Source organism: Roseovarius sp. (assembly GCF_030373445.1).
Taxonomy (GTDB): Bacteria; Pseudomonadota; Alphaproteobacteria; order Rhodobacterales; family Rhodobacteraceae; genus Roseovarius.
In genome coordinates, this window is record NZ_JAUCYU010000002.1 from 401,982 (window position 1) to 421,515 (window position 19,534).

The 19,534-nt window shown below is 67.1% G+C and carries 16 protein-coding genes; 7 read left to right on the forward strand and 9 right to left on the reverse strand.

Annotated elements, in window-relative coordinates; all coding sequences use genetic code 11:
• Window positions 1-157 precede the first annotated feature (157 nt).
• From QUV18_RS05515 to QUV18_RS05525, 3 genes are read left to right on the forward strand one after another with little or no spacing between them, the layout of a single operon-like run.
• The gene (locus QUV18_RS05515; protein WP_300892428.1) at window positions 158-418 is read left to right on the forward strand and encodes a hypothetical protein; all 261 of its coding nucleotides are present in this window, start codon (window positions 158-160) and stop codon (window positions 416-418) included.
• On the forward strand, window positions 415-1,935 hold the full coding sequence (locus QUV18_RS05520) for a sulfotransferase (RefSeq protein ID WP_300892429.1): 1,521 nt from the start codon (window positions 415-417) through the stop codon (window positions 1,933-1,935). Before QUV18_RS05515 ends, QUV18_RS05520 begins: the two co-directional genes overlap by 4 nt.
• Window positions 1,932-3,248: an arylsulfotransferase family protein gene (locus tag QUV18_RS05525; RefSeq protein ID WP_300892430.1), complete on the forward strand. Its 1,317-nt coding sequence runs from the start codon at window positions 1,932-1,934 to the stop codon at window positions 3,246-3,248. The genes QUV18_RS05520 and QUV18_RS05525 overlap by 4 nt, the downstream gene beginning before the upstream one ends.
• 562 nt (window positions 3,249-3,810) lie before the next feature.
• Here QUV18_RS05525 and QUV18_RS05530 read toward each other — a convergent pair.
• The gene (locus QUV18_RS05530; RefSeq protein WP_300892431.1) at window positions 3,811-6,282 is read right to left on the reverse strand and encodes a penicillin acylase family protein; all 2,472 of its coding nucleotides are present in this window, start codon (window positions 6,280-6,282) and stop codon (window positions 3,811-3,813) included.
• A 76-nt stretch (window positions 6,283-6,358) separates the two neighbouring features.
• Between QUV18_RS05530 and QUV18_RS05535 the strand changes: the two genes are divergently transcribed.
• Window positions 6,359-7,231, forward strand: a complete 873-nt coding sequence (locus QUV18_RS05535) for an NAD(P)-dependent oxidoreductase (RefSeq protein WP_300892432.1) — start codon at window positions 6,359-6,361, stop codon at window positions 7,229-7,231.
• Between the two features lie 195 nt (window positions 7,232-7,426).
• Here the strand turns inward: QUV18_RS05535 and QUV18_RS05540 are convergent, their stop codons facing one another.
• Window positions 7,427-7,750: a hypothetical protein gene (locus tag QUV18_RS05540; protein ID WP_300892433.1), complete on the reverse strand. Its 324-nt coding sequence runs from the start codon at window positions 7,748-7,750 to the stop codon at window positions 7,427-7,429.
• Between the two features lie 175 nt (window positions 7,751-7,925).
• On the opposite strand from QUV18_RS05540, the gene QUV18_RS05545 reads away from it, so the two are divergent.
• Both QUV18_RS05545 and QUV18_RS05550 read left to right on the forward strand, forming a co-directional pair.
• A complete protein-coding gene (locus tag QUV18_RS05545; protein ID WP_300892434.1) occupies window positions 7,926-9,758 on the forward strand; it encodes an ABC transporter ATP-binding protein in 1,833 nt (610 codons plus the stop codon).
• A 19-nt stretch (window positions 9,759-9,777) separates the two neighbouring features.
• On the forward strand, window positions 9,778-10,938 hold the full coding sequence (locus tag QUV18_RS05550; protein WP_300892435.1) for a M20 aminoacylase family protein: 1,161 nt from the start codon (window positions 9,778-9,780) through the stop codon (window positions 10,936-10,938).
• Window positions 10,939-11,136: 198 nt separating this feature from the next.
• Here QUV18_RS05550 and QUV18_RS05555 read toward each other — a convergent pair whose 3' ends face one another.
• The 3 genes from QUV18_RS05555 to moaA are packed head-to-tail and all read right to left on the reverse strand — an operon-like array spanning window position 11,137 to window position 14,489.
• Window positions 11,137-12,171, reverse strand: a complete 1,035-nt coding sequence (locus QUV18_RS05555; protein ID WP_300892436.1) for a glycosyltransferase family 4 protein — start codon at window positions 12,169-12,171, stop codon at window positions 11,137-11,139.
• 30 nt (window positions 12,172-12,201) lie between these two features.
• Entirely contained in the window at window positions 12,202-13,482 is a 1,281-nt protein-coding gene (locus tag QUV18_RS05560) for a 3-deoxy-D-manno-octulosonic acid transferase (RefSeq protein ID WP_300892437.1), read from the reverse strand.
• The gene (moaA, locus tag QUV18_RS05565) at window positions 13,482-14,489 is read right to left on the reverse strand and encodes a GTP 3',8-cyclase MoaA (RefSeq protein ID WP_300892438.1); all 1,008 of its coding nucleotides are present in this window, start codon (window positions 14,487-14,489) and stop codon (window positions 13,482-13,484) included. The genes QUV18_RS05560 and moaA overlap by 1 nt, the downstream gene beginning before the upstream one ends.
• Window positions 14,490-14,575: 86 nt before the next feature.
• On the opposite strand from moaA, the gene QUV18_RS05570 reads away from it, so the two are divergent.
• Complete coding sequence (locus QUV18_RS05570; RefSeq protein ID WP_300892439.1) at window positions 14,576-15,064, forward strand: hypothetical protein; 489 nt, start codon at window positions 14,576-14,578, stop codon at window positions 15,062-15,064.
• A 4-nt stretch (window positions 15,065-15,068) separates the two neighbouring features.
• Here QUV18_RS05570 and QUV18_RS05575 read toward each other — a convergent pair whose 3' ends face one another.
• From QUV18_RS05575 to glmU, 4 genes are read right to left on the reverse strand one after another with little or no spacing between them, the layout of a single operon-like run.
• A complete protein-coding gene (locus QUV18_RS05575) occupies window positions 15,069-15,758 on the reverse strand; it encodes a DNA alkylation repair protein (protein ID WP_300892440.1) in 690 nt (229 codons plus the stop codon).
• Window positions 15,755-16,303 (reverse strand): pyridoxamine 5'-phosphate oxidase family protein, encoded by a 549-nt coding sequence (locus QUV18_RS05580; RefSeq protein ID WP_300892441.1) that lies wholly within the window; start codon window positions 16,301-16,303, stop codon window positions 15,755-15,757. Before QUV18_RS05580 ends, QUV18_RS05575 begins: the two co-directional genes overlap by 4 nt.
• A gap of 5 nt (window positions 16,304-16,308) precedes the next feature.
• Window positions 16,309-18,132: a glutamine--fructose-6-phosphate transaminase (isomerizing) gene (gene glmS / locus QUV18_RS05585; RefSeq protein ID WP_300892442.1), complete on the reverse strand. Its 1,824-nt coding sequence runs from the start codon at window positions 18,130-18,132 to the stop codon at window positions 16,309-16,311.
• Between the two features lies 1 nt (window position 18,133).
• Window positions 18,134-19,492 (reverse strand): bifunctional UDP-N-acetylglucosamine diphosphorylase/glucosamine-1-phosphate N-acetyltransferase GlmU, encoded by a 1,359-nt coding sequence (gene glmU, locus QUV18_RS05590; protein WP_300892443.1) that lies wholly within the window; start codon window positions 19,490-19,492, stop codon window positions 18,134-18,136.
• Between the last annotated feature and the right edge of the window lie 42 nt (window positions 19,493-19,534).

Here is a 19,534-nt window from a genome sequence, read left to right on the forward strand (position 1 = left end):
CAAACGGGCTGACGGGGTCCGCCATGCGTTCCGGATAGGCGAAGACTTGCCGGTACGGGCACGGCGCGTGGCGCGAAATTGCTTGCGACAGGGCATGGCGGCACGGCAGGGCTGGACCGGGGGCGCCGAAGACTAGATGTAATTGCAACGTGCAACCATGAGGCCCCAAGTGCTTTCTTTCACCAAGACATCCCGCCACGCCGCCGTGATCGCGGTGGCCGCAGTTTTCGCTCCTGCCGCCGCGCAGGCCTATGTCGGACCGGGGGCCGGGCTGACGGCCATCGGCACGATGATCGCGCTTTTCGCCGGTATCGCGCTCGCGATCGTCGGGTTCGTCTGGTACCCGCTGAAGCGGATGATGAAGAACCGGTCGAAACCGGCGGAGCCTGCGGAGCCCTCTGCGGAGCGTAGCAAGTGATCGTTGCAGCGCTGCTGCTCGGGCTTGCCGCCTTCATTGCCGTACTGCGTATCCTGAGGGCCGAGAGGGTGGCCCGGCGCGTGGCGTCGACCGCGCAGACCGCGTTGCGGGTGATGAGCGATCCCGACAAGTCGGATGACGAGAAGGAGCGCGAGGTGCGGCGCGCCTCGGTGACGCTTCTTGGCCTGTTCCTTGCGATTGCCGGGATCGGCGTGGCTGCGCTTGGCGCGACGGCGGCGGTGGTCTGGGGCGGGGCGCAGGCCGGGCTCTATTCCCTCGACGCGGCGATTGCGGTGGCCTCGAGCTGGCCCTTCCTGATCGGTTCGACCGTCGGAGCGGTGGTGCTTTGGCTGGCGCTTGACCGGCTGGGGCGGAACAAGCCCGCGCCGGAGGCCGGCAAGGCGGACAAGGACATGTCGGACAGGGACGAGGTGCCTTATGGCCCGATGGAGCAGGCGCTGCACAATTTCGCCTTCGCCTCGCCCGCGCGGCAGAAGCGGCTGGGGGCGCTGGAGACGCGGCTTTACCGCGGCCGGATCGACCCGGCACGGGCGCATCGCCCGGTCTTCGTGACCTCGCTGCCCCGGGCGGGGACGACGATCATGCTGAACGCGCTGGCCGGGCTGCCGGAGTTTGCCTCGGCCACCTACCGGCACATGCCGTTCACGCTGTCGCCGCTTCTGTGGAGCCGGATCGGGCCGGTCTTCCAGCAGAGCGCCGCGACCGCCGAGCGGGCCCATGGCGACGGGCTGGAAGTGTCGGGAGACAGCCCCGAGGCGTTCGAGGAAATGCTGTGGATGGCGTTCTTTCCCCGCCATTACCGGGAGGACCGGATCCTGACCTGGGATGCGGGCGAGCTGGAGCCGGAGTTTGCCGAGTATTTCCGCACGCACATGGCCAAGGTGGTGGCGACGAAGCCGGGGGCGCGGCGGTACCTGTCGAAGAACAACGCCAATATCGCGCGGCTGCCGCTGATCGAGTCGATCTGCCCGGATGCGGCGGTGCTGATCCCGGTACGCGATCCGCGGGCGCATGTGGCCTCGCTCATGCGGCAGCATGCAAGGTTCCTAGACCTGCATGCGCGCGAGCCGTTCGGGCGGCGCTACATGGAAGGGGTCGGGCATTTCGAGTTCGGCGCGGCGCTTCGGCCGATCGCGTTCCGCGAGGGCGCGCCGGGGCCGCAGGCGGCGACGGGGCCGGATTTCTGGCTGCGCTACTGGATCGACGCCTACGAGCACGTGCTGGCGACGGCGGGCCGTGGGGCGGTGTTCCTTGACCATGACGCGTTCTGTGCCGCCCCGCAGGCGCACCTGCCACAGCTGGCGCGGGCGATCGGGGCGGAAGACCCTGCCGAGTTGGCCGCGCTGGCGCCGATGTTTCGCGCGCCGCGCCCGGCGCCTGTGCTGGACGGCGCCGATCCGCAACTCCTGGCGCGGGCCGACGCGCTTCATGACACGCTTTGCCGCCGGGCCCTCGGGGCCGAGGCGGCACCCATTGCAAAGGAAGCCACCGCATGAGCAAGCGGCCATTTTCGGAACGGGCAGCCCCGGTTGTCTTCGCGGCGTCTATTGCCGCGCTGGGGGTGCTTTACGGCACCGTCTCGTCGTGGTGGGGCTGGTTCCCGGCGCCGCAGATCGGGCTGGCGCACCGGACCTACCTGGATCTCAAGAACAACTGGCGCAACGACATCGGGCTGGAGCCGACACGGCATATCGTGGCGCCCGACGACAGCGGCGAGACGCCGGACCCGGAGCGCGGCTTCGTGGCGCATCAGCCAGACCGGGCGGAGGGCGGCTATACGCTGGTGGCGGGGCTGAACACCGACCCGGAGGGCACGTTCCACGTGGTACGGCTCTACGATGCCGAGGGCGAGGAGGTGCATCACTGGCCCGTCGCCTATGGCGAGATCGACAGCCAGAACAAGCCGCAGAACACCATGCTGCACGGGATGGAGGTATTCGAGGACGGTTCGATCGCGGTGACGTTCGATTCAGGCCAGGTGCTGGCGCGGCTGGATACCTGTGGCGAACCGATCTGGAGCAACATCGCCTCGTTCCACCATTCGCTGACGCGGGACGGGGAGGGGCACCTGCTGTCATGGCGCGAGGAGCTGATTTCCTGGGTGGACGAGGAGAGCGGCGAGGAGGTCAAGACGCTGGATTTGCGCGAGACCATCGTGCTGGGCAACGACAAGGCGCAGCAGGGCTATCTCGACATCCGCACGGTCACGCCGGAGAACCCGGACCAGGAACTGCGCTACCAGGACGACCCGTTCCACCCCAACGACGCCGAGCCGCTTCTGGCGGAGATGGCCGATGCCTTTCCGATGTTCGAGGCGGGCGACGTGCTGATCAGCCTGCGGGAGTTGAACCTCGTTGCGGTGGTCGACCCGGACACGGGCGAGATGAAATGGTGGCAGCACGGGCCGTGGTTCAAGCAGCACGATCCGGATTTCCAGCCCGACGGCACGATCACGGTGTTCGACAACGGCACCGGCACGATGCGCTCGCGGATCATGCGGGTCGATCCGAAGACCGACGAGGTGACCGAGGTATTCGCAGGGAGCGAGGAGGTGCCGTTCTACACCTGGCGGCGCGGCAAGCACCAGGTGCTGCCGAACGGCAACCTGCTTTTGACCGAAGCCGAGCACGGGCGGCTGCTGGAGGTCGATCCGGACGGCAATCTGGTCTGGGAGCGGCACATGAAATGGGATGACGAGAGCAACGTCATCGTCACCGAGGCGCGCCACGTGCCGGAGGATTTCTTCACCGACGGCGTGCCGAGCTGCGCGGCCGAGGTGGCCGAGGCGGGGACCACGGAGCAGGGGTAGAGTTCCGGCGCCTGGAATGGCCGGGAAGCGCTGCGTGACCGGGCCGGCTGGCGCGGGTGATGAGGGGCGTCCGGGGTCCTGGGCGGGGTTGCCGCTGTTGGCGGGTGCTTCGCTTTCTTCGAAGAAAGCGGGCCGGGGTGGATGTCATTGGGGTTCGGGTATGCACCACTGAACCGGGGGAATCTTCGTGATTTTGGCGTATGCGTTATGATCCGCTTTCATCGAAGAAAGCGGCTCGGAATATTGGAATATTCCGTGAGTCGCGTTGGTGGCCGCGCTTCATTGGGGCTCAGGGTGATCCGAGACGAGTTTCCGGGCGTGTGGCCCGTGGCCGGCGCTTCGCTTTCTTCGAAGAAGGCGGGCCGGAAAATTGGAATTTTCCGGGCGGTGACCGAGGGGCCGTTTTCCATTGAGAGCTCGTGGAAGGCCAATGTCGGTGGGTTGTCGCGGCCTTTGGCGGAATATTGCAAAATTCCGGCCGCGTCCCGGGACGGTGGCGTGATGGAGCGGGCCGGGAGCGGGGACCCCTCAGGCGGACCGATCGGGCCGGCCTGCGGAAGACTTACCTTGGCACCAGCGTCGTCACGCCCACGGCGGCGGCGCGGGCGAGGGCGGGGTCGAGGGACATCGGGATGTATTCCCCGCGCCGCCAGAGCTGGGCGAGGTCGTCGTAGTGGCGGCTGAGGAAGTGGCCCGACTGGCCGGTCGAGATGATGAAGACGCTGCTGTCGGGGTCGGCGAAGTCGTAGACGCCGCGGAAACCTGCACCGTGGACGTTCTCGTAGGGGTCCGGCCCCTCGCCGCTGGTGCGGCCGCGCAGGAGGGTGTTGTCGCCGCCCGAGGTGGATTGGCGGATGTTCACGAAATAGCGCAGCAGCGGCACGTCGCCCAGCACCTGGTGGTCATGCGTCGCCTGGTGCGCATCGCCCCAGCGGAGGCTTTCGAGCGCCGTGCCGTAGCGCTCGCCGATCCAGACCAGCGCGTCGTCGAGCGCGAGGCGGGCGATGTCGGTGCAGGTTTCCGTCTGCGTCGACTGGCGGATGTCGCACCAGGCCGAGGCGCCCTCGATGTCGCGGTAGACCCGCTCGATGAAGACCGGGTCGGGGTGGGTGAACTCGGTCGAGAGGGGGCCGAGGTCGTCCTGGATCAGGCGGGTCATCAGGGCGCGCAGCCAGGCCGCGTAGATCAGCGGTTCGGGCAGGTGCTCGTTCATCTCGCCGTTCCAGTTCGACAGGAGGTCGAGCGCCCGCTGGCGCTGGCGTTCGGGGGTGCCGTCGGGCGCGGCCTCGCCGGTGAACCACAGGTTGCGGCCGATCAGGGGCAGGAGCGAGCGGGCGGTGAAGCTGACGGTGTCGAGCTGCGCCTCGATGAAGCTGTCTCGGGTATGCACCTCGCGCGATTGCATCAGCCGCTGCCAGCGGTGGATGCGCTGCGTGTCGCCCCACTTGAAGCTGACATGGGAGGGGAAGGGCCGGTTGACGGTTTTGTTGTTGGTATTGCCGAGCACGCCGCCCACCGGTGCCACGAATTCGGGGTTGGCGGAATAGGGGGTCATGGCGGGCCAGCGGTTCTCGGCGATCCAGCCACGCGAGGGCATGCGGCCCCGTGTCTCGTGCCCGGCATCGCGGCGGGGCATGGCGCCGATCATCTTCATGGCGATGGTCTCGTCATCCGCCAGCATCAGGTTCTGGGAGGGGGCGACGTAGAAGCGCCCGGCCTCGAGCGCGTCGTCGACATTCTGCGACTGCATGAGCCGCATCGCCGCCGTCATGGTGGTGTCGGCGCCCGAGAGCGCCGTCCAGGCGACGGAGGCGACGTGCCCCGGCGGCGTGACCTCGGCCAGGTCGTAATGGGTGCCGGGCATGACCGGGCCGTTATCCGTCCACCTGAGCGTCAGGGTGATAGGGTCGAGATCCTTGATCTCGATGATGGTGCTTTCGGTGCGGAACGGCTTGTAGCCGTTCGGCGTCAGGTATTCGCCCGGGTTCTCGGGGTTGAGGCGTTCGATGTAGACGTCCTGGTCGTCCATGTAGGAGGAGGTGACGCCCCAGCCGAGCTTTTCGCTGCGGCCGGTCAACACCACCGGCACGCCGGGGATGGTGCCGCCGATCACGCCGCCGGTCGACAGCTCGATCCGGGCGAGGTACCAGATCGAGGGCGCGGTGAAGCCCAGGTGCGGGTCGTTGGCCAGAAGCGTGCCGCCCGAGGCCGAGCGGGACGGTGCCGCCGCCCAGGCGTTCGAGGCGCCGGCGAAGGCGCGGTGGTTGAAGGGCGAGAGGCGGTTCCTGGTGATATCCGACTTGGCGTAGCGCGGGGCGTGGTCCTTCAGGGCCGGGAAGAGCGCGGCGTAGTCGGGCAGGGCGGCGATGCCGCTGCCCGGGGCGAGCGGCATGATATCCTTCATCCGGTCGTCGTCGTTCAGGGCCATGGAGGTGCGGGCGATGAGCACCTCTTCCTCGAGATGGGCGGAGAGCTGCACCGAGAGGAGCTTCACGATGGCGATCGAATCGGCGGGCTGCCACGGGGCGATGGGGAAATCGAAGAGGAACATCTCGGGCGCGCCGCGGCCGCGGGCATCCTGGTTGATCTCGTTCAGGCGGGCGTTGACGCCACGGGAATAGGCGCGCAGGGCTTCCTGTGTCCAGGCGTCCTGGACGTTCACCGAATCCCGGGCCTGGCCGTAGAGGTCGAAGCGGCGCAGCACCTTGTCGACATCCACGGTCTGGGTGCCGAACACTTCCGAGAGCCGCCCCTGCACCGTGCGGCGCAGCATCACCATCTGCCACAGCCTGTCCTGCGCATGGGCGTAGCCCAGCCCGTAGAAGGTATCGAGGTCGGTGCCGCCGAAGACATGGGGCACGTTGGAATGGTCGCGCACGATCTCGACCTGCGAGGACAGGCCGTCGACCGCCAGGGTCTTGTCATACTCGGGCAGGGAGCGGGACAGCAGGAAATAGACGACCGTGATCGCCAGCACGGCCAGCACGACCATCGCCCCGGCGATCCGAAAAAGCCATTTGAAGACCTGCGCCATCCTGCCCGGTTTCTCCTTGCATCTCGGGTCGGGATAGTCAGAAATTCGGGGCGAGACAATGGGAGGCGACGAGACGATGACAAAACTGGCATTCCTGGGCCTTGGCGTGATGGGCTACCCGATGGCGGGGCATCTGCAGGCGGCGGGCCACGAGGTCTGTGTCTACAACCGCACCACGTCGAAGGCGGAGAAATGGGTGGACCAGCATGGCGGCACCCATGCGCCCACGCCGCGGGAGGCCGCGGAAGGCGCGGATTTCGTCATGTCCTGCGTGGGCAATGACGATGACCTGCGCAGCGTGTGCCTGGGCGAGGACGGGGCGTTTGCCGGCATGAAGGCGGGCGCGACCTTCGTCGATCACACGACGGTGTCGGCCAAGGTGACGGAAGAATTGTACGCCGCCGCGAACGAGGCGGGGCTCGGCTATGTCGACGCGCCGATTTCGGGCGGGCAGGCGGGGGCCGAGAATGGCCAGCTTTCGATCATGTGCGGCGGGGACGAAGATGTCTATGCCGCCGCCGAGCAGGTGATGAACACCTATGCCAAGCTCTGCCGCCGAATCGGCGGCTCGGGCGCCGGCCAGATGACCAAGATGGCCAACCAGATCGCCATTGCCGGGCTGGTGCAGGGGTTGTCGGAGGCGCTGCATTTCGCCGAGAAGGCAGGGCTCGACGGTCGCTCGGTGGTCGAGGTGATCAGCCAGGGTGCGGCCGGATCGTGGCAGATGGCGAACCGCTACGAGACCATGCTGGACGACAAGTTCGAGCATGGTTTCGCCGTCGACTGGATGCGCAAGGACCTTGGTATCTGCCTTGATACCGCCAACGAGAACGGCGCCTCGCTGCCGGTGACGGCGCTGGTGGACCAGTATTACAAGGACGTCCAGAAGATGGGCGGCGGCCGGTGGGACACGTCGAGCCTGTTCAAGCGGCTGCGCAAGCTGGGGTGAGGCTGGGGTGACCGAGCGGAATTTTTGAAAGTTCCGGCCCGGAAAATTGGAATTTTCCGGGCCGTTTTCTTAGAAGAAAACGGGGTCGGCGAGGTCTGCTTTGCCGAGGAGATGGGCAGGGCGACATCGCTTTGCGCCGCCTGGCAGTTCAGGGCAACCGCCGACCGAGGGGGCGTTGTACAGACCGGCCTTTCGTCAGAATTGCGGCATCCGGGCAAGGCAACTCTTTGCGAGCGTTCGGACTTTTTGCCAGTCTTCCGAGTGCCGAAGCGCATCTGATGTCCAGACATGCGCGTTGTCAGTGGCGCTCATCATTGCGAACAAATCGTCGAGTTTGCGAAGCTGTTCGAACAGGGCGGCGTGATCCGGTTCGAGACCGTCGACCGCCCTGTACATGTCATCGAATTCGAGTGCGAGCTCGTCAGGACCGACGCCGCATTGGTCGGGATCGATGTTAAAGAGATAGGCGACTTGAGTTTCGAACGGGCTTGCCAGGATGAGCAAGGTGTCCTTCAGCATGGAAAGCCGTTTGTCCATGACGCCCTTTTCCTGTCCTGCCGGCCCGACGCCAGATCGGCCGCGACGTCACCGTACCGGGTAATCTGCCCAGGAGACCACCCTCTATCGCTTCACGTTTGACCTTGTGCCGAACCGCCACTAGCCTCGATCCTGTCGCTTCCGAACAGGAGACCCCATGCTCGACCGCCCCGTCGGCACGCCCGTTGCCCGCATCGAGAACTTGCGGGTCGAGTTCCAGACGCGTGATGGACCGGTCACCGGTGTCGAGGACGTGTCGTTCGAGGTATTCCCCGGCGAGACGGTCTGCGTGGTGGGCGAATCCGGCTCGGGCAAGTCGGTGTCGTCGCTGTCGCTGATGCGGCTGGTGGAGTTCGGGGGCGGCGAGATTGCCGGGGGCCGGCTGATCTTCGACGAGGGCAAGGGGCACGAGATCGACCTGGCCAGGACGCCGCAGAACCTGATGCGGACGATCCGGGGCAACCAGATCGGGATGATCTTCCAGGAGCCGATGACGGCGCTGAACCCGGTCTTCACCATCGGGCGGCAGTTGACCGAGGGTCTGCGGCTGCACCGGAAGATGGACCGGAAGGCCGCGAAGGCGCGGGCGCTGGAGCTGTTGCGGGAGGTTCGGATACCGGAGCCGGAGCGGCGGCTGGGACAGTATCCGCACGAGCTGTCGGGCGGCATGCGGCAGCGGGTGGTGATTGCCATGGCGCTGGCCTGTGAGCCGCGCCTTCTGATCGCCGACGAGCCGACGACGGCACTGGACGTGACGATCCAGGCGGAGATCCTTGCGCTGATGAACCGGCTGAAGCGGGAGACCGGGACGGCGGTGATGTTCATCACCCATGATATGGCCGTGGTGGCGCAGATGGCCGACCGGGTGGTGGTGATGTTCCGGGGGCACAAGGTCGAGGAAGGCACGGTGGAGGAGATCTTCGCCGACCCGCAGCATGATTACACCAAGGCATTGCTGGCCGCCGTGCCGCGGCTGGGCGAGATGCGGGGGAAGGCGGCGCCGGAGCCGATGAAGCTTTTGGGAGTCGAGGGGCAGAAGATCGCGCCGATCCCCGGGACGGACGAGCGGCTGTTGTCGGTAAAGGGCCTTGTCACCCGGTTTGCCGTGCGCGGCGGGTTGTTGCGGCGGACCCTGGCGGAGGTGCACGCGGTCGAGGACGTGTCGTTCGAGCTGGACCGGGGCAAGACCCTGTCGCTGGTGGGCGAGTCGGGCTGCGGGAAGTCGACCGCGGGCCGGTCGATCCTGCGGCTGATCGAGCCGGAACGGGGGGACATCACGCTCGACGGCACCGATATCATGGCGCTGGGGCCGGGCGACCTGCGCAAGGCACGGATGGACATGCAGATGGTGTTCCAGGATCCGTTCGCGAGCCTCAATCCGCAGATGAAGCTGGCCGACCAGGTCGCCGAGCCGATGAAGAATTTCGGCATCGGCAGCGGGTCGGACCGGGGCGACCGGGTGGCGATGCTGTTCGACCGGGTGGAACTGCCGCGGAGTTTCCTGCGGCGTTACCCGCACGAGTTGTCGGGCGGGCAGAGGCAGCGGGTGGCGATCGCGCGGGCGCTGGCGCTTAACCCCAAGCTGATCGTGGCCGACGAAGCGGTGAGCGCGCTCGACGTGAGCGTTCAGGCGCAGGTGCTGAACCTGATGATGGAATTGCAGGCGGAGCTTGGCCTGTCCTTCCTGTTCATCAGCCATGACATGGCAGTGGTGGAACGGGTGAGCCATGACGTGGGCGTGATGTACCTGGGCCGGATCGTCGAGCGGGGGCCGCGCGCGGCGGTGTTCGAGAATCCGCAGCATGCCTATACCAAGGCGCTGCTGAAGGCCGTGCCCGTGGCCGACCCGGCACGGCGCCACAAGGAAGATGACTTGCAGTTCAAGCCGATCCCGTCACCGATCCACGAGGTGGGGTACGAGCCGGGCCCGTCTGTCTACGAAGAGGTGGAGCCGGGGCATGTCGTGCTGGTTTCCGACAGCGGCTATTGAGGAAAAAGGAGCAAGAACGATGCCTGTGAAGAACCGGTTTGCAGAGATGCATGACGAGATCACCGCGTGGCGGCGGGATATGCACGAACACCCCGAGATCCTGTTCGAGACTCACCGGACCAGTGCGCTGGTGGCGGAGAAGCTGGAGGCGTTCGGCTGTGACGAGGTGGTCACCGGGCTGGGCCGGACCGGCGTCGTGGGGATCATCAAGGGGCAGAAGGCCGACAGCGGCAAGGTGATCGGGCTTCGGGCCGACATGGATGCGCTGCCGATCCACGAGCAGACGGGGGTCGAGTATGCCTCGAAAACACCCGGCGCGATGCATGCCTGCGGGCATGACGGGCATACGGCGATGTTGCTTGGCGCAGCGAAGTACCTGGCCGAGACGCGGAATTTCAACGGCACCGTGGCGGTGATCTTCCAGCCGGCAGAGGAAGGCGGCGGCGGCGGCAAGGAGATGTGCGACGATGGCATGATGGAGCGGTTCGGCATCCAGGAGGTGTACGGGATGCATAACTGGCCCGGCGTGCCGATGGGGCAGTTCGCGATCCGGCCCGGCGCCTTTTTCGCGGCGACCGACAAGATCGAGATCCTGGTCGAGGGCAAGGGCGGACATGCCGCCAAGCCACACGAGACGGTCGACCCCTCGGTGATGGCGGCGCATCTGCTGACGGCGGTGCAGTCGATTGCCAGCCGGAACGCGGACCCCACGGAGCAGCTGGTGGTGTCGGTCACGTCGATGGAGACCTCGTCGCATACGTTCAACGTGATCCCCTCGTCGGTGAAGATGATCGGGACGGTCCGGACGCTGAGCGCGGAGATGCGGGACCTGGCCGAAGAGCGGCTGCAGCAGCTTTGCGAGAGTTTCGGGCCCGCGTTTGGCGGGAAGATCACGCTGACCTACGAGCGGAACTACCCGGTGATGGTGAACCATCCCGACCAGACGGAATTCGCGGCCGAGGTGGCGCGATCGGTCAGTGGGCAGTGCGAGGACGCGCCGCTGGTGATGGGGGGCGAGGATTTCGCCTTCATGCTGGAGGCGCGGCCGGGGGCGTATATCCTTGTGGGCAACGGGGATACGGCGGCGGTGCATCACCCGGAGTACAATTTCAACGACGAGGCGATTCCCGCCGGGTGCAGCTGGTGGGCCGGGGTGGCCGAGCAGCGGATGCCTTTGTGATGCGGGTGTAGGAGTGGGGGCTCTGCCCCCACGCCCCCGGGAGTATTTGTGCCAAGAAGAAGCAGCGGGACGGTGACCTGTCTGCACGGCTTTGGTGGTGAGGGCAGGAGTGGGGGCCAGCCCGTCGCCATTGGGCTTGAACCAATGGCGCTCCAAAGGCGACCCCCCGGGATATTGTTGGCCAGAAGAAGCGGGGGGTCAGGATTCCGACCAGAGCTGGTCGTAGACGGCGGCGATGGCTGTGGATTCCTGTTCGATGCTGTAGTGGGTTTCGGCGGCCGTGCGGGCGGCGGTGGACATCTGCGCGTGGCGATCGGGATTGGCGAGGAGGTTGGCGAGGGTTTCGGCGGCGGTCTCGGGGTCGGTGATGAGGCCGCAGGTGCCCTGGCCCGAGAAGCTGCGGTAGTAGCCCTGGTCGGTGGCGACGAAGGGGGTGCCGGAGGCCATGCCTTCGAGGGGCGCCATGCCGTAGCCTTCGTAGCGGGGGAGCTGGACGACCGCCGAGAGGGCGCGCATGAGCGGGGGCAGGTCGTCGGGGGGGATCTCGCCGGGGAAGAGGATGCGATCGGAGAGGCCGGCGGCGGCGATGCGTTGTTCGAGGCCGGCGAGGAAGGCGGCGTCGGACTTGGCGGCGCGGCCGATGACGAGGGCGGTGAGGCCGGGGTGGTGTGGCAGTAGCTCGATCATGGCGTCGACGAAGCGGTCGGTGCCTTTCTCGGGGCGGATGCGGCCGATGGTGGCAATACCGGCGGCGCCAGGGTGGCCGGTGGCGGCCCAGGCAGTGGCGCGGTCGGGGGCCGGGGTGAAGCGGGCGGTGTCGACGCCGTGGGGGACGGTGGCGCGGACATGGGGGACGAAACTGGCCGCCTTCTCGGTGGTGGCGATCACCGCGTCCATGCGCGAGATGAGCCAGCGGGGGAAGGCCGAGTGGCGGCGGATGGCGGCGGAGGTGAAGACGATTTTCACCGGCAGGCGGAGCACGTCGCGGGCCCAGAGAGCGGCGCGCATTTCCGGGTTGCGGCGGACATGCCAGATGGTGAATGGGCGGTTTTCCGGTTTGGTCTTCGAGAGGCGGAGGGCCTCGCGGCGGGTGACCGGTGTGGGGCAGCCCGGCAGGGGGTGGCCGGCGAGGAGCATGTCGAACCGCGTGGCCTGCTGGCGGATGACGCCCGCGGCGGTGGCGGAGACGCCGGTGAAGTTGGGGTTGAAATTGGTGACGATGAGCTCGGGCAAGGGAGGCGCCTTGGTTGGGGTGGCGCCTGACTAGCGCAGGGCGAGGGCCTTGCAAAGGGTTTCGGCGAAGGCGTCGAGTTCGTCGGTCTGGGCGGCGGCGAAGGTTCGGGCAGCGGTGCGCATGGTATCGAGTGCGGCGGGGTCGGTGAAGAGCCTGTCGAGCGCGGTGGCGAGGGTGTCGGCGTCTTCGACTTCGCGGGCGGCGCCAGAGGCGCCGAGCTCGGGGTAGATGGTGGCGAAGTTGGCGTAGAGCGGGCCGTGGAGGATGGCGGAGCCCGCATGGGCGGGCTCAAAGGGGTTGTGGCCGCCGACGGGGGTAAAGGAGCCGCAGAGGCAGGTGATGGGCGAGAGGGCGTACCAGAGGCCGGTCTCGCCCAGGGTGTCGGCGAGGTAGACCTGGGTCGTGTCGGTGAGAAGGTCGGTCTTGCTGCGGCGGGCTTGGGTGAGGCCGGCGTCGGTGACCTGTTTGGCGATGGTGTCGGCGCGCTCGGGGTGGCGGGGGACGAGGATGAGCAGGGCGTCGGGGTGGGTTTCCAGGAGGGATCGGTGGGCGGAGAGCATGATCTCGTCTTCGCCGGGATGGGTGGAACTGGCGAGCCATAGGGGGCGGTTGGCGATCGTGTCGCGCAGCCCGGCGAGGGTGGCGGCGTCGTAGGGGGCGGGGCCGGCGAGGGATTTGAGGTTCTGGCCGGCTTCCGCCTGGGTGAGGCCGAGGTCGTGGAGGTGATCGGCGGTGCGCTGGTCCTGGCAGTGGATCATCTGGAAATGGTTCATCAGGTAGCGGGCGGTTTGCGGGAAGCGCTTCCAGTTGCGGGCCGAGCCGTCGGAGATGCGGGCGTTGATGAGGGCCAGCGGGATGCCGGCATCGTGGGTGCGGGAGAGCATCTGGGGCCAGAGCTCGCTTTCGACGAAGATCGCGGCGTCGGGGTGCCAGTTGCGGAGGAACCGGCGCAGCGGGCGGGAGGCGTCGAGGGGGGCGAACTGGTGCTGGGTGCGGGGCGGCAGGCGCTTGGCCACGACCTGGGCCGAGGTGGCGGTGCCGGAGGTGAGCAGGAAGGAGGCGTCGGGCAGGGCCTGGCCGAGGTGCTCGATCAGGCGCAGGACCGAGAGGCTTTCGCCGACGGAGGCCGCGTGGAACCAGACGAGGCGGCCCTTGGGGCGGGCGGCGGTGGCGCGGCCGCGGCGTTCCTTCTGGCGGGCGGGGGAGATGCCCTGGGCGGCGAGCTTGGCCGCGACGCGGCGATAGGCCAGCGGGGCCACCAGGTTGGCGGCGACGCGGTAGAGCCAGACGGGCAGGGGCGCACCCTGCATCAGCCGCCGGTGTGGCTCATGTGGCGGGACATCTTGCCGTCGACCGCTTGGCGCGAATAGTCGAAATCGTGGCCCTTGGGCTTATGCGCGATGGCATTGCGGATGGCCTGTTCGAGCGGCGCGTCGTCGGACGGGTTGTTGCGGAGCGGCGCGCGCAGGTCGGCCATGTCTTCCTGGCCGAGGCACATGTAGAGCTCGCCCGTGCAGGTGAGGCGGACGCGGTTGCAGCTTTCGCAGAAATTATGGGTGAGCGGCGTGATGAAGCCGATCTTCTGGCCGGTTTCTTCCAATTGCACGTAGCGGGCGGGGCCGCCGGTGCGTTCGGAGAGGTCGGTGAGGGTGTATTCCTGTGCCAGACGGGCGCGGAGGTCGGTCAGTTTCCAGTACTGGTCGAGCCGGTCCTCGTTGCCGATATCGCCCATCGGCATGACCTCGATGAAAGTGAGGTCCATGTCACGCTCGGCGCACCACTGGACGAGGGTGAAAAGCTCGTCCTCGTTGAAGCCCTTGAGCGCGACGGTGTTGATCTTGACCCGGAGGCCGGCCTTCTGGGCGGCGTCGATGCCCTTGAGCACCTGCGGCAGGCGGCCCCAGCGGGTGATGTCGGCGAATTTCTTCTCGTCGAGCGTGTCGAGCGAGATGTTCACGCGGCGGATGCCCGCGGCGTATAGGTCGTCGGCGAAGCGGGCGAGTTGCGAGCCGTTGGTGGTGAGCGTGAGTTCGCGCAGATCGCCGCTTTCGAGGTGGCGGGTCATCGAGTGGAAGAACGTCATGATATCGCGGCGGACCAGCGGCTCGCCCCCCGTTATGCGCAGCTTTTCCACGCCGAGGCGGACGAAGGTGGAGCACATGCGATCGAGCTCTTCCAGCGTCAGGAGTTCCTTCTTTGGCAGGAAGGTCATGTTCTCGGACATGCAGTAGACGCAGCGGAAATCGCACCGGTCGGTGACGGAGACGCGCAGGTAGGAAATGGCGCGCTGGAAGGGGTCTATGAGCGGGGCGGTCATGGGGAAGAACCTATGCCGTGGGGGAACGGGGCACAAGGGCTGTTCTTTGGATTGATGGGGGCGGGCGAGCGCCCTAGATTGGGGGGATGAAACAGGTTTTCTTGATCATGGGCTGCGTGGCGCTGACCGGGTGCGGGGCGTTCGAGGGCGGGCTTTTCAAGCCGAAGGAGCGTGCCGCGGAGGCGCCGCAGACGGCGGAGGCGCGGGCCACCACGACGGCCGCGGCGCCGCCGGCGGGGGCGAACACGGTGGATACGCTGGATACCACGAGCGACGAGGAACGGCAGAAGGCGGTGGCCGATGCCGGGAGCGCCGGGGGCGAGACCGATCTTGGCGTGACGATCGCATCGTTGGGGGCGGTGTCGGAGCCGGGAATCTGGCTGAAGACGCCGCTGGTGAAGGCGCAGGCGCGGGGCCGGGTGGAGTTTCCGGAGAAGGGCACGAAGGTGGCAGTGGACCTGCTGCCGCTCGATGCCGAGCCGGGGGCCGGGAGCCGGTTGTCGCTGGCGGCGATGCGGCTTCTGGAGGCGGATTTGACCTCGCTGCCGGAGGTGCGGGTGTTCCGGACGGAGTGAGCGCTTAGCCGAAGCTTTCGTCGAGGTATTTCGAGGCCTCGCGGCGGGCGAAGCGTTTCATGTGGGAGGCGTTGGCCTTGAGGAAGGCACGGACGCGCTCGGGGTCGTGTTTCGAGAGCTCGCGGAGCCACCATGCCACGGATTTCTGGATGAACCAGTCGGGGTCCTGCACGTAGGCCTCGGCCCAGCCGAGGACGCGGGTGCGGATTTCCTCTTCCTGCGGCTTGGGGTTGTTCTGGTGGGCGAAGGGCAGGGTGATGACCATCGCGGCGCGGCGGATCCAGTGGGATTGCGCTTCGGTCCAGGTCGCCACCTCCTCGATACGGGTGGGGTCGGCGGTGAGGCGTTTCTGCCCGGCCATCATGGCGTGATCGGCGATGGCCCAGCTGTCGAGATCGGGGAGCCAGCTTTTGATGAGCTCCCAGACGGCGTCGTCGGGGCGGATGCGGGCCTGGGTCAGGAGCTTGGCGGCGGCGAGGCGGGCCTCGAAGATGTCGGTGGTCCAGAGGTCGCGGGCGAGGGTGACGCGCTCTTCGACCGAAAGGGTCTGGCGCCACTCTTTCGTCAGGTCGTTGATGGCCGGGTTGGGGATGCCGAGATAGCGGCGGGGCACCTTGTGGTAGTTCGCCATCCCCTCGGCGCGGCCGGGTTCGATGTGGATTTCGAGTTGGGCCAGGGCGTCGTCGAGGGTCATGCCGGGCCCTCGATGCCGGTGGGGGCGCCGTCGAGGGTTTTGGCGTTGCGTTCCGTCCAGTAGGTGCGGATGCCGTCCTCGCCCTTGTCGTCGGTCCAATGTTTGAGCGTGTCGCGGTCGCCTGCGTGTTCGAAGAAGGGCACGGCGTAGCCGCAGGATTTCTGCACCATGTCGATGGACATATCGTAGATCTGGCGCATGCCGGGCTGGGGCGGGAAATGCTCGGCCATCTCGGCCCAGTCCGGGTCATGCGGATGGATGGTGCGGGCGGTGCCGTAGGCGCGCAGGATGATCGGCTGCCGGGTGAAGGAGCACCACATCAGCGTCATGCGATTGGATTGCGCGAGGTGGCCGGCGGTTTCGTTGCCGCTGCCGGTGAAGTTGCGCCAGAGGATGCGGTTGGGCGACAGGACGCGGAGGCTGTCCATCCCCTTGGGTGAGACGTTGACGAGCCCGGTGGGTGCGGCGGTGGCGCAGAAGAAGAGGTGCTGCTTGCCGATGAGCTTGATATGGGCGTCGGAGAGGGCGTCGTACTGGGTTCCCATGGGATTTACTCCACCGTGACGGATTTGGCGAGGTTGCGAGGCTGGTCGACATCGGTGCCCTTGGCCACCGCCGTGTGATAGGCGAGGAGCTGGGCCGGCAGGGCGTAGAGGATGGGGGCGACGAGCGGGTCGCAGTCGGGCACGATAAGCTGCCACCATACGCCGTCATCGGCCTCGGCCGCGCCGCCGCGATCGGTGACGAGAAGCACCTTGCCGCCGCGGGCCATCACCTCCTGCATGTTGGAGACGGTCTTGTCGAAGAGCGCGTCGCGGGGGGCCATGACGACGACCGGCATGGTCTTGTCGATGAGCGCAATGGGGCCGTGCTTGAGTTCGCCGGAAGCATAACCTTCGGCGTGTATATAGCTGATTTCCTTGAGTTTCAGCGCACCTTCGAGGGCGAGCGGGTAGAGCATGCCGCGCCCGAGGAAGAGGGCGTGGTCGGCCTCGGCCAGCTGGTTGGAGGCGCGGCGGAACTCGTCGCCGCGTTCCAGCGTGAGGTTCATGAGCGCCGGCAGGGCACGGATGGAGGAAAGCTTGTCGGCGACCTGGTCGGCGGTGAGCGTGCCGCGGTCCTTCGCGGCCTTGAGCGCCAGAAGGAGGAGGACGACAAGCTGGCAGGTGAAGGCCTTGGTGGAGGCGACGCCGATCTCGGCGCCGGCATAGATCGGCAGGGCGAGGTCGCTTTCGCGGGCGATGGAACTTTCGGTGACGTTGACCACGGAGAGGATGCGTTCGGCCCGGCCTTCGCAGTAGCGGAGGGCTGCGAGGGTGTCGGCAGTTTCGCCGGACTGGCTGACGAAGAGGGCGCCGGTGCGGGCGGGGATCGGCGGCTCGCGGTAGCGGAACTCGGAGGCGATATCGACGTCGACGGGCAGGCCCGCCACCTGTTCAAACCAGTATTTCGCCGTGAGGCAGGCGTAATAGGCGGTGCCGCAGGCAACGAGGGACAGCCGGTCGAGCGAGGAGAAGTCGAGCTTGGCGTCGTCGAGCGCGATGTCGCGGCCATCGTCGGAAAGGTAGTGGCGCAGGGCGTCGCCGAGAACGACGGGCTGTTCGGCGATTTCCTTGGCCATGAAGTGCTTGTGCCCGGCCTTGTCGACGCGGGCGTTGTCGATGTTGACGGTGCGGATTTCGCGGTTGGCCAGTTCGCCGTTGGCGTCGGTGATGGTGACGCCCGCGCGGGTGACGACGGCGCAGTCGCCCTCCTCGAGATAGGTGATGCGGTCGGTGAGTGGCGCGAGGGCGATGGCGTCGGAGCCCACGAACATCTCGCCGTCGCCGTGGCCGATGGCCAGCGGGCTGCCCTTGCGGGCGGCGACCAGCAGGTCGGGCTCGTCATCGAAGAGGAAGCAGAGGGCGTAGGCGCCTTCGAGCTCGTTCAGGGTGAGCTTGGCGGCCTCTGCGGGCCCGTGGCCTTCCTCCATGAATTGCCGGGCGAGGAGGGCGACCGTTTCGGTGTCGGTTTCGGTGTCGAAGGTGTGGCCCTTCTTGGCGAGCCTTGTGCGCAGGTCGCGGTAGTTCTCGATGATGCCGTTATGGACGACGGCCACGGGCCCGGCCTTGTGCGGGTGGGCGTTGGAGACATTGGGCGCGCCGTGGGTGGCCCAGCGGGTGTGACCGATGCCGGCCTTGCCGGCGAGCGGCTGGTGCACGAGCAGGTCGGAGAGGTTGACCAGCTTGCCCACCGCGCGGCGGCGGTCGAGTTTGCCTTCGTTTATGGTGGCGATGCCGGCGCTGTCATAGCCCCGGTATTCGAGCCGTCTCAGCGCCTCGACCAGTGTGGGGGCGACCTCGTGGGTGCCCAGAATGCCTACGATGCCGCACATGTCAGCCTGCCTCCGTCCTGGTTTTTTGCGCCTTCTTTTTCTTCAGAAGTTCGAAGAGTTTCCGGGCCATGCCGGGCTTGTTCACCTGTTCCGCGCGGGCGATGGCGAGCGCGTCGGCGGGCACGTCTTTCGTAATGACGGAGCCGGAGCCGGTGAGGGCGCCGTTGCCCACGGTGACGGGGGCCACGAGCATGGTGTTCGAGCCGATGAAGACGTTCTCGCCGATCTCGGTATGGTGCTTGCCGAGGCCGTCGTAGTTGCAGGTGATGGTGCCGGCGCCGATGTTGGAGCCGCTACCCACATGGGCATCGCCGATATAGGAGAGGTGGTTGACCTTGGCGCCCTCGTCGATGGTGGCATTCTTGACCTCGACGAAATTGCCGATGCGGGTGTCTTCGGCGAGTTCCGCGCCGGGGCGGAGGCGGGCGTAGGGCCCGACGACAGCGCCGCGCGAGACGTGGCAGCCCTCGAGATGCGAGAAGGCGCGGATATGGGCGCCGGTTTCCACGGTGACACCGGGGCCGAAGACGACGTTCTGTTCGATGGTGGTGTCACGGCCGATGGCTGTGTCGAAGGCGAAATGCACGGTTTCGGGGGCGGGCAGGGTGACGCCGTTCTCCATCGCCTCGGCGCGGGCGCGGGCCTGGAAGGCGGCCTCGGCGGCGGCGAGGTCGGTGCGGGAGTTTATGCCGAGGGTTTCCGCCTCGTCGCAGGCGATGGCTGTGGCGGAGAGGCCGCGGGCATTGGCGATGGCGACGATGTCGGTGAGGTAGTATTCGCCGGAGGCGTTGTCGTTGCCGACGGCTTCGATCAGGTCGAAGAGGGTCGCGGCGCCGGCGCAGATAACGCCAGAATTGCAGAAGGTTATGGCGCGTTCCTCATCCGACGCGTCCTTGAACTCGACGATCCGGTCGAGGCGGTCGCCGGACATCACGAGGCGACCGTAGCGGGCCGGGTCGGCGGGTTCGAACCCGAGGACGACGACATCGTGGGATTTGCGGGCCTCGGCCATGCGTTCGAGCGTTTCGGGCGAGATGAAGGGCGTGTCGCCGTAGAGGACGATGGCGTCGCCGTCGAAGCCTTCAAGGGCGGGTTTGGCCTGTGCCACGGCGTGGCCGGTGCCGTTCTGCTCTTCCTGCAGGGCGATGATCGCGTCGGGGTCGTAGTCTCTTGCCGCGGCCTCGACCTCGTCCGCACCGTGGCCGGCGACCACGATGGTGCGCTCGGGCGAGAGGGCCGCGCCGCCGCGCATGGCGTGGTGCAGCATGGGCACGCCGGCGACCTTGTGGAGCACCTTGGGCAGGTCGGATTTCATGCGGGTGCCCTTGCCTGCGGCAAGAATGATCAGCGCCGTTGCCATGCGGTTCCTCTTCCAATTCGGGTGCGCCCGTTTTATCGGGTT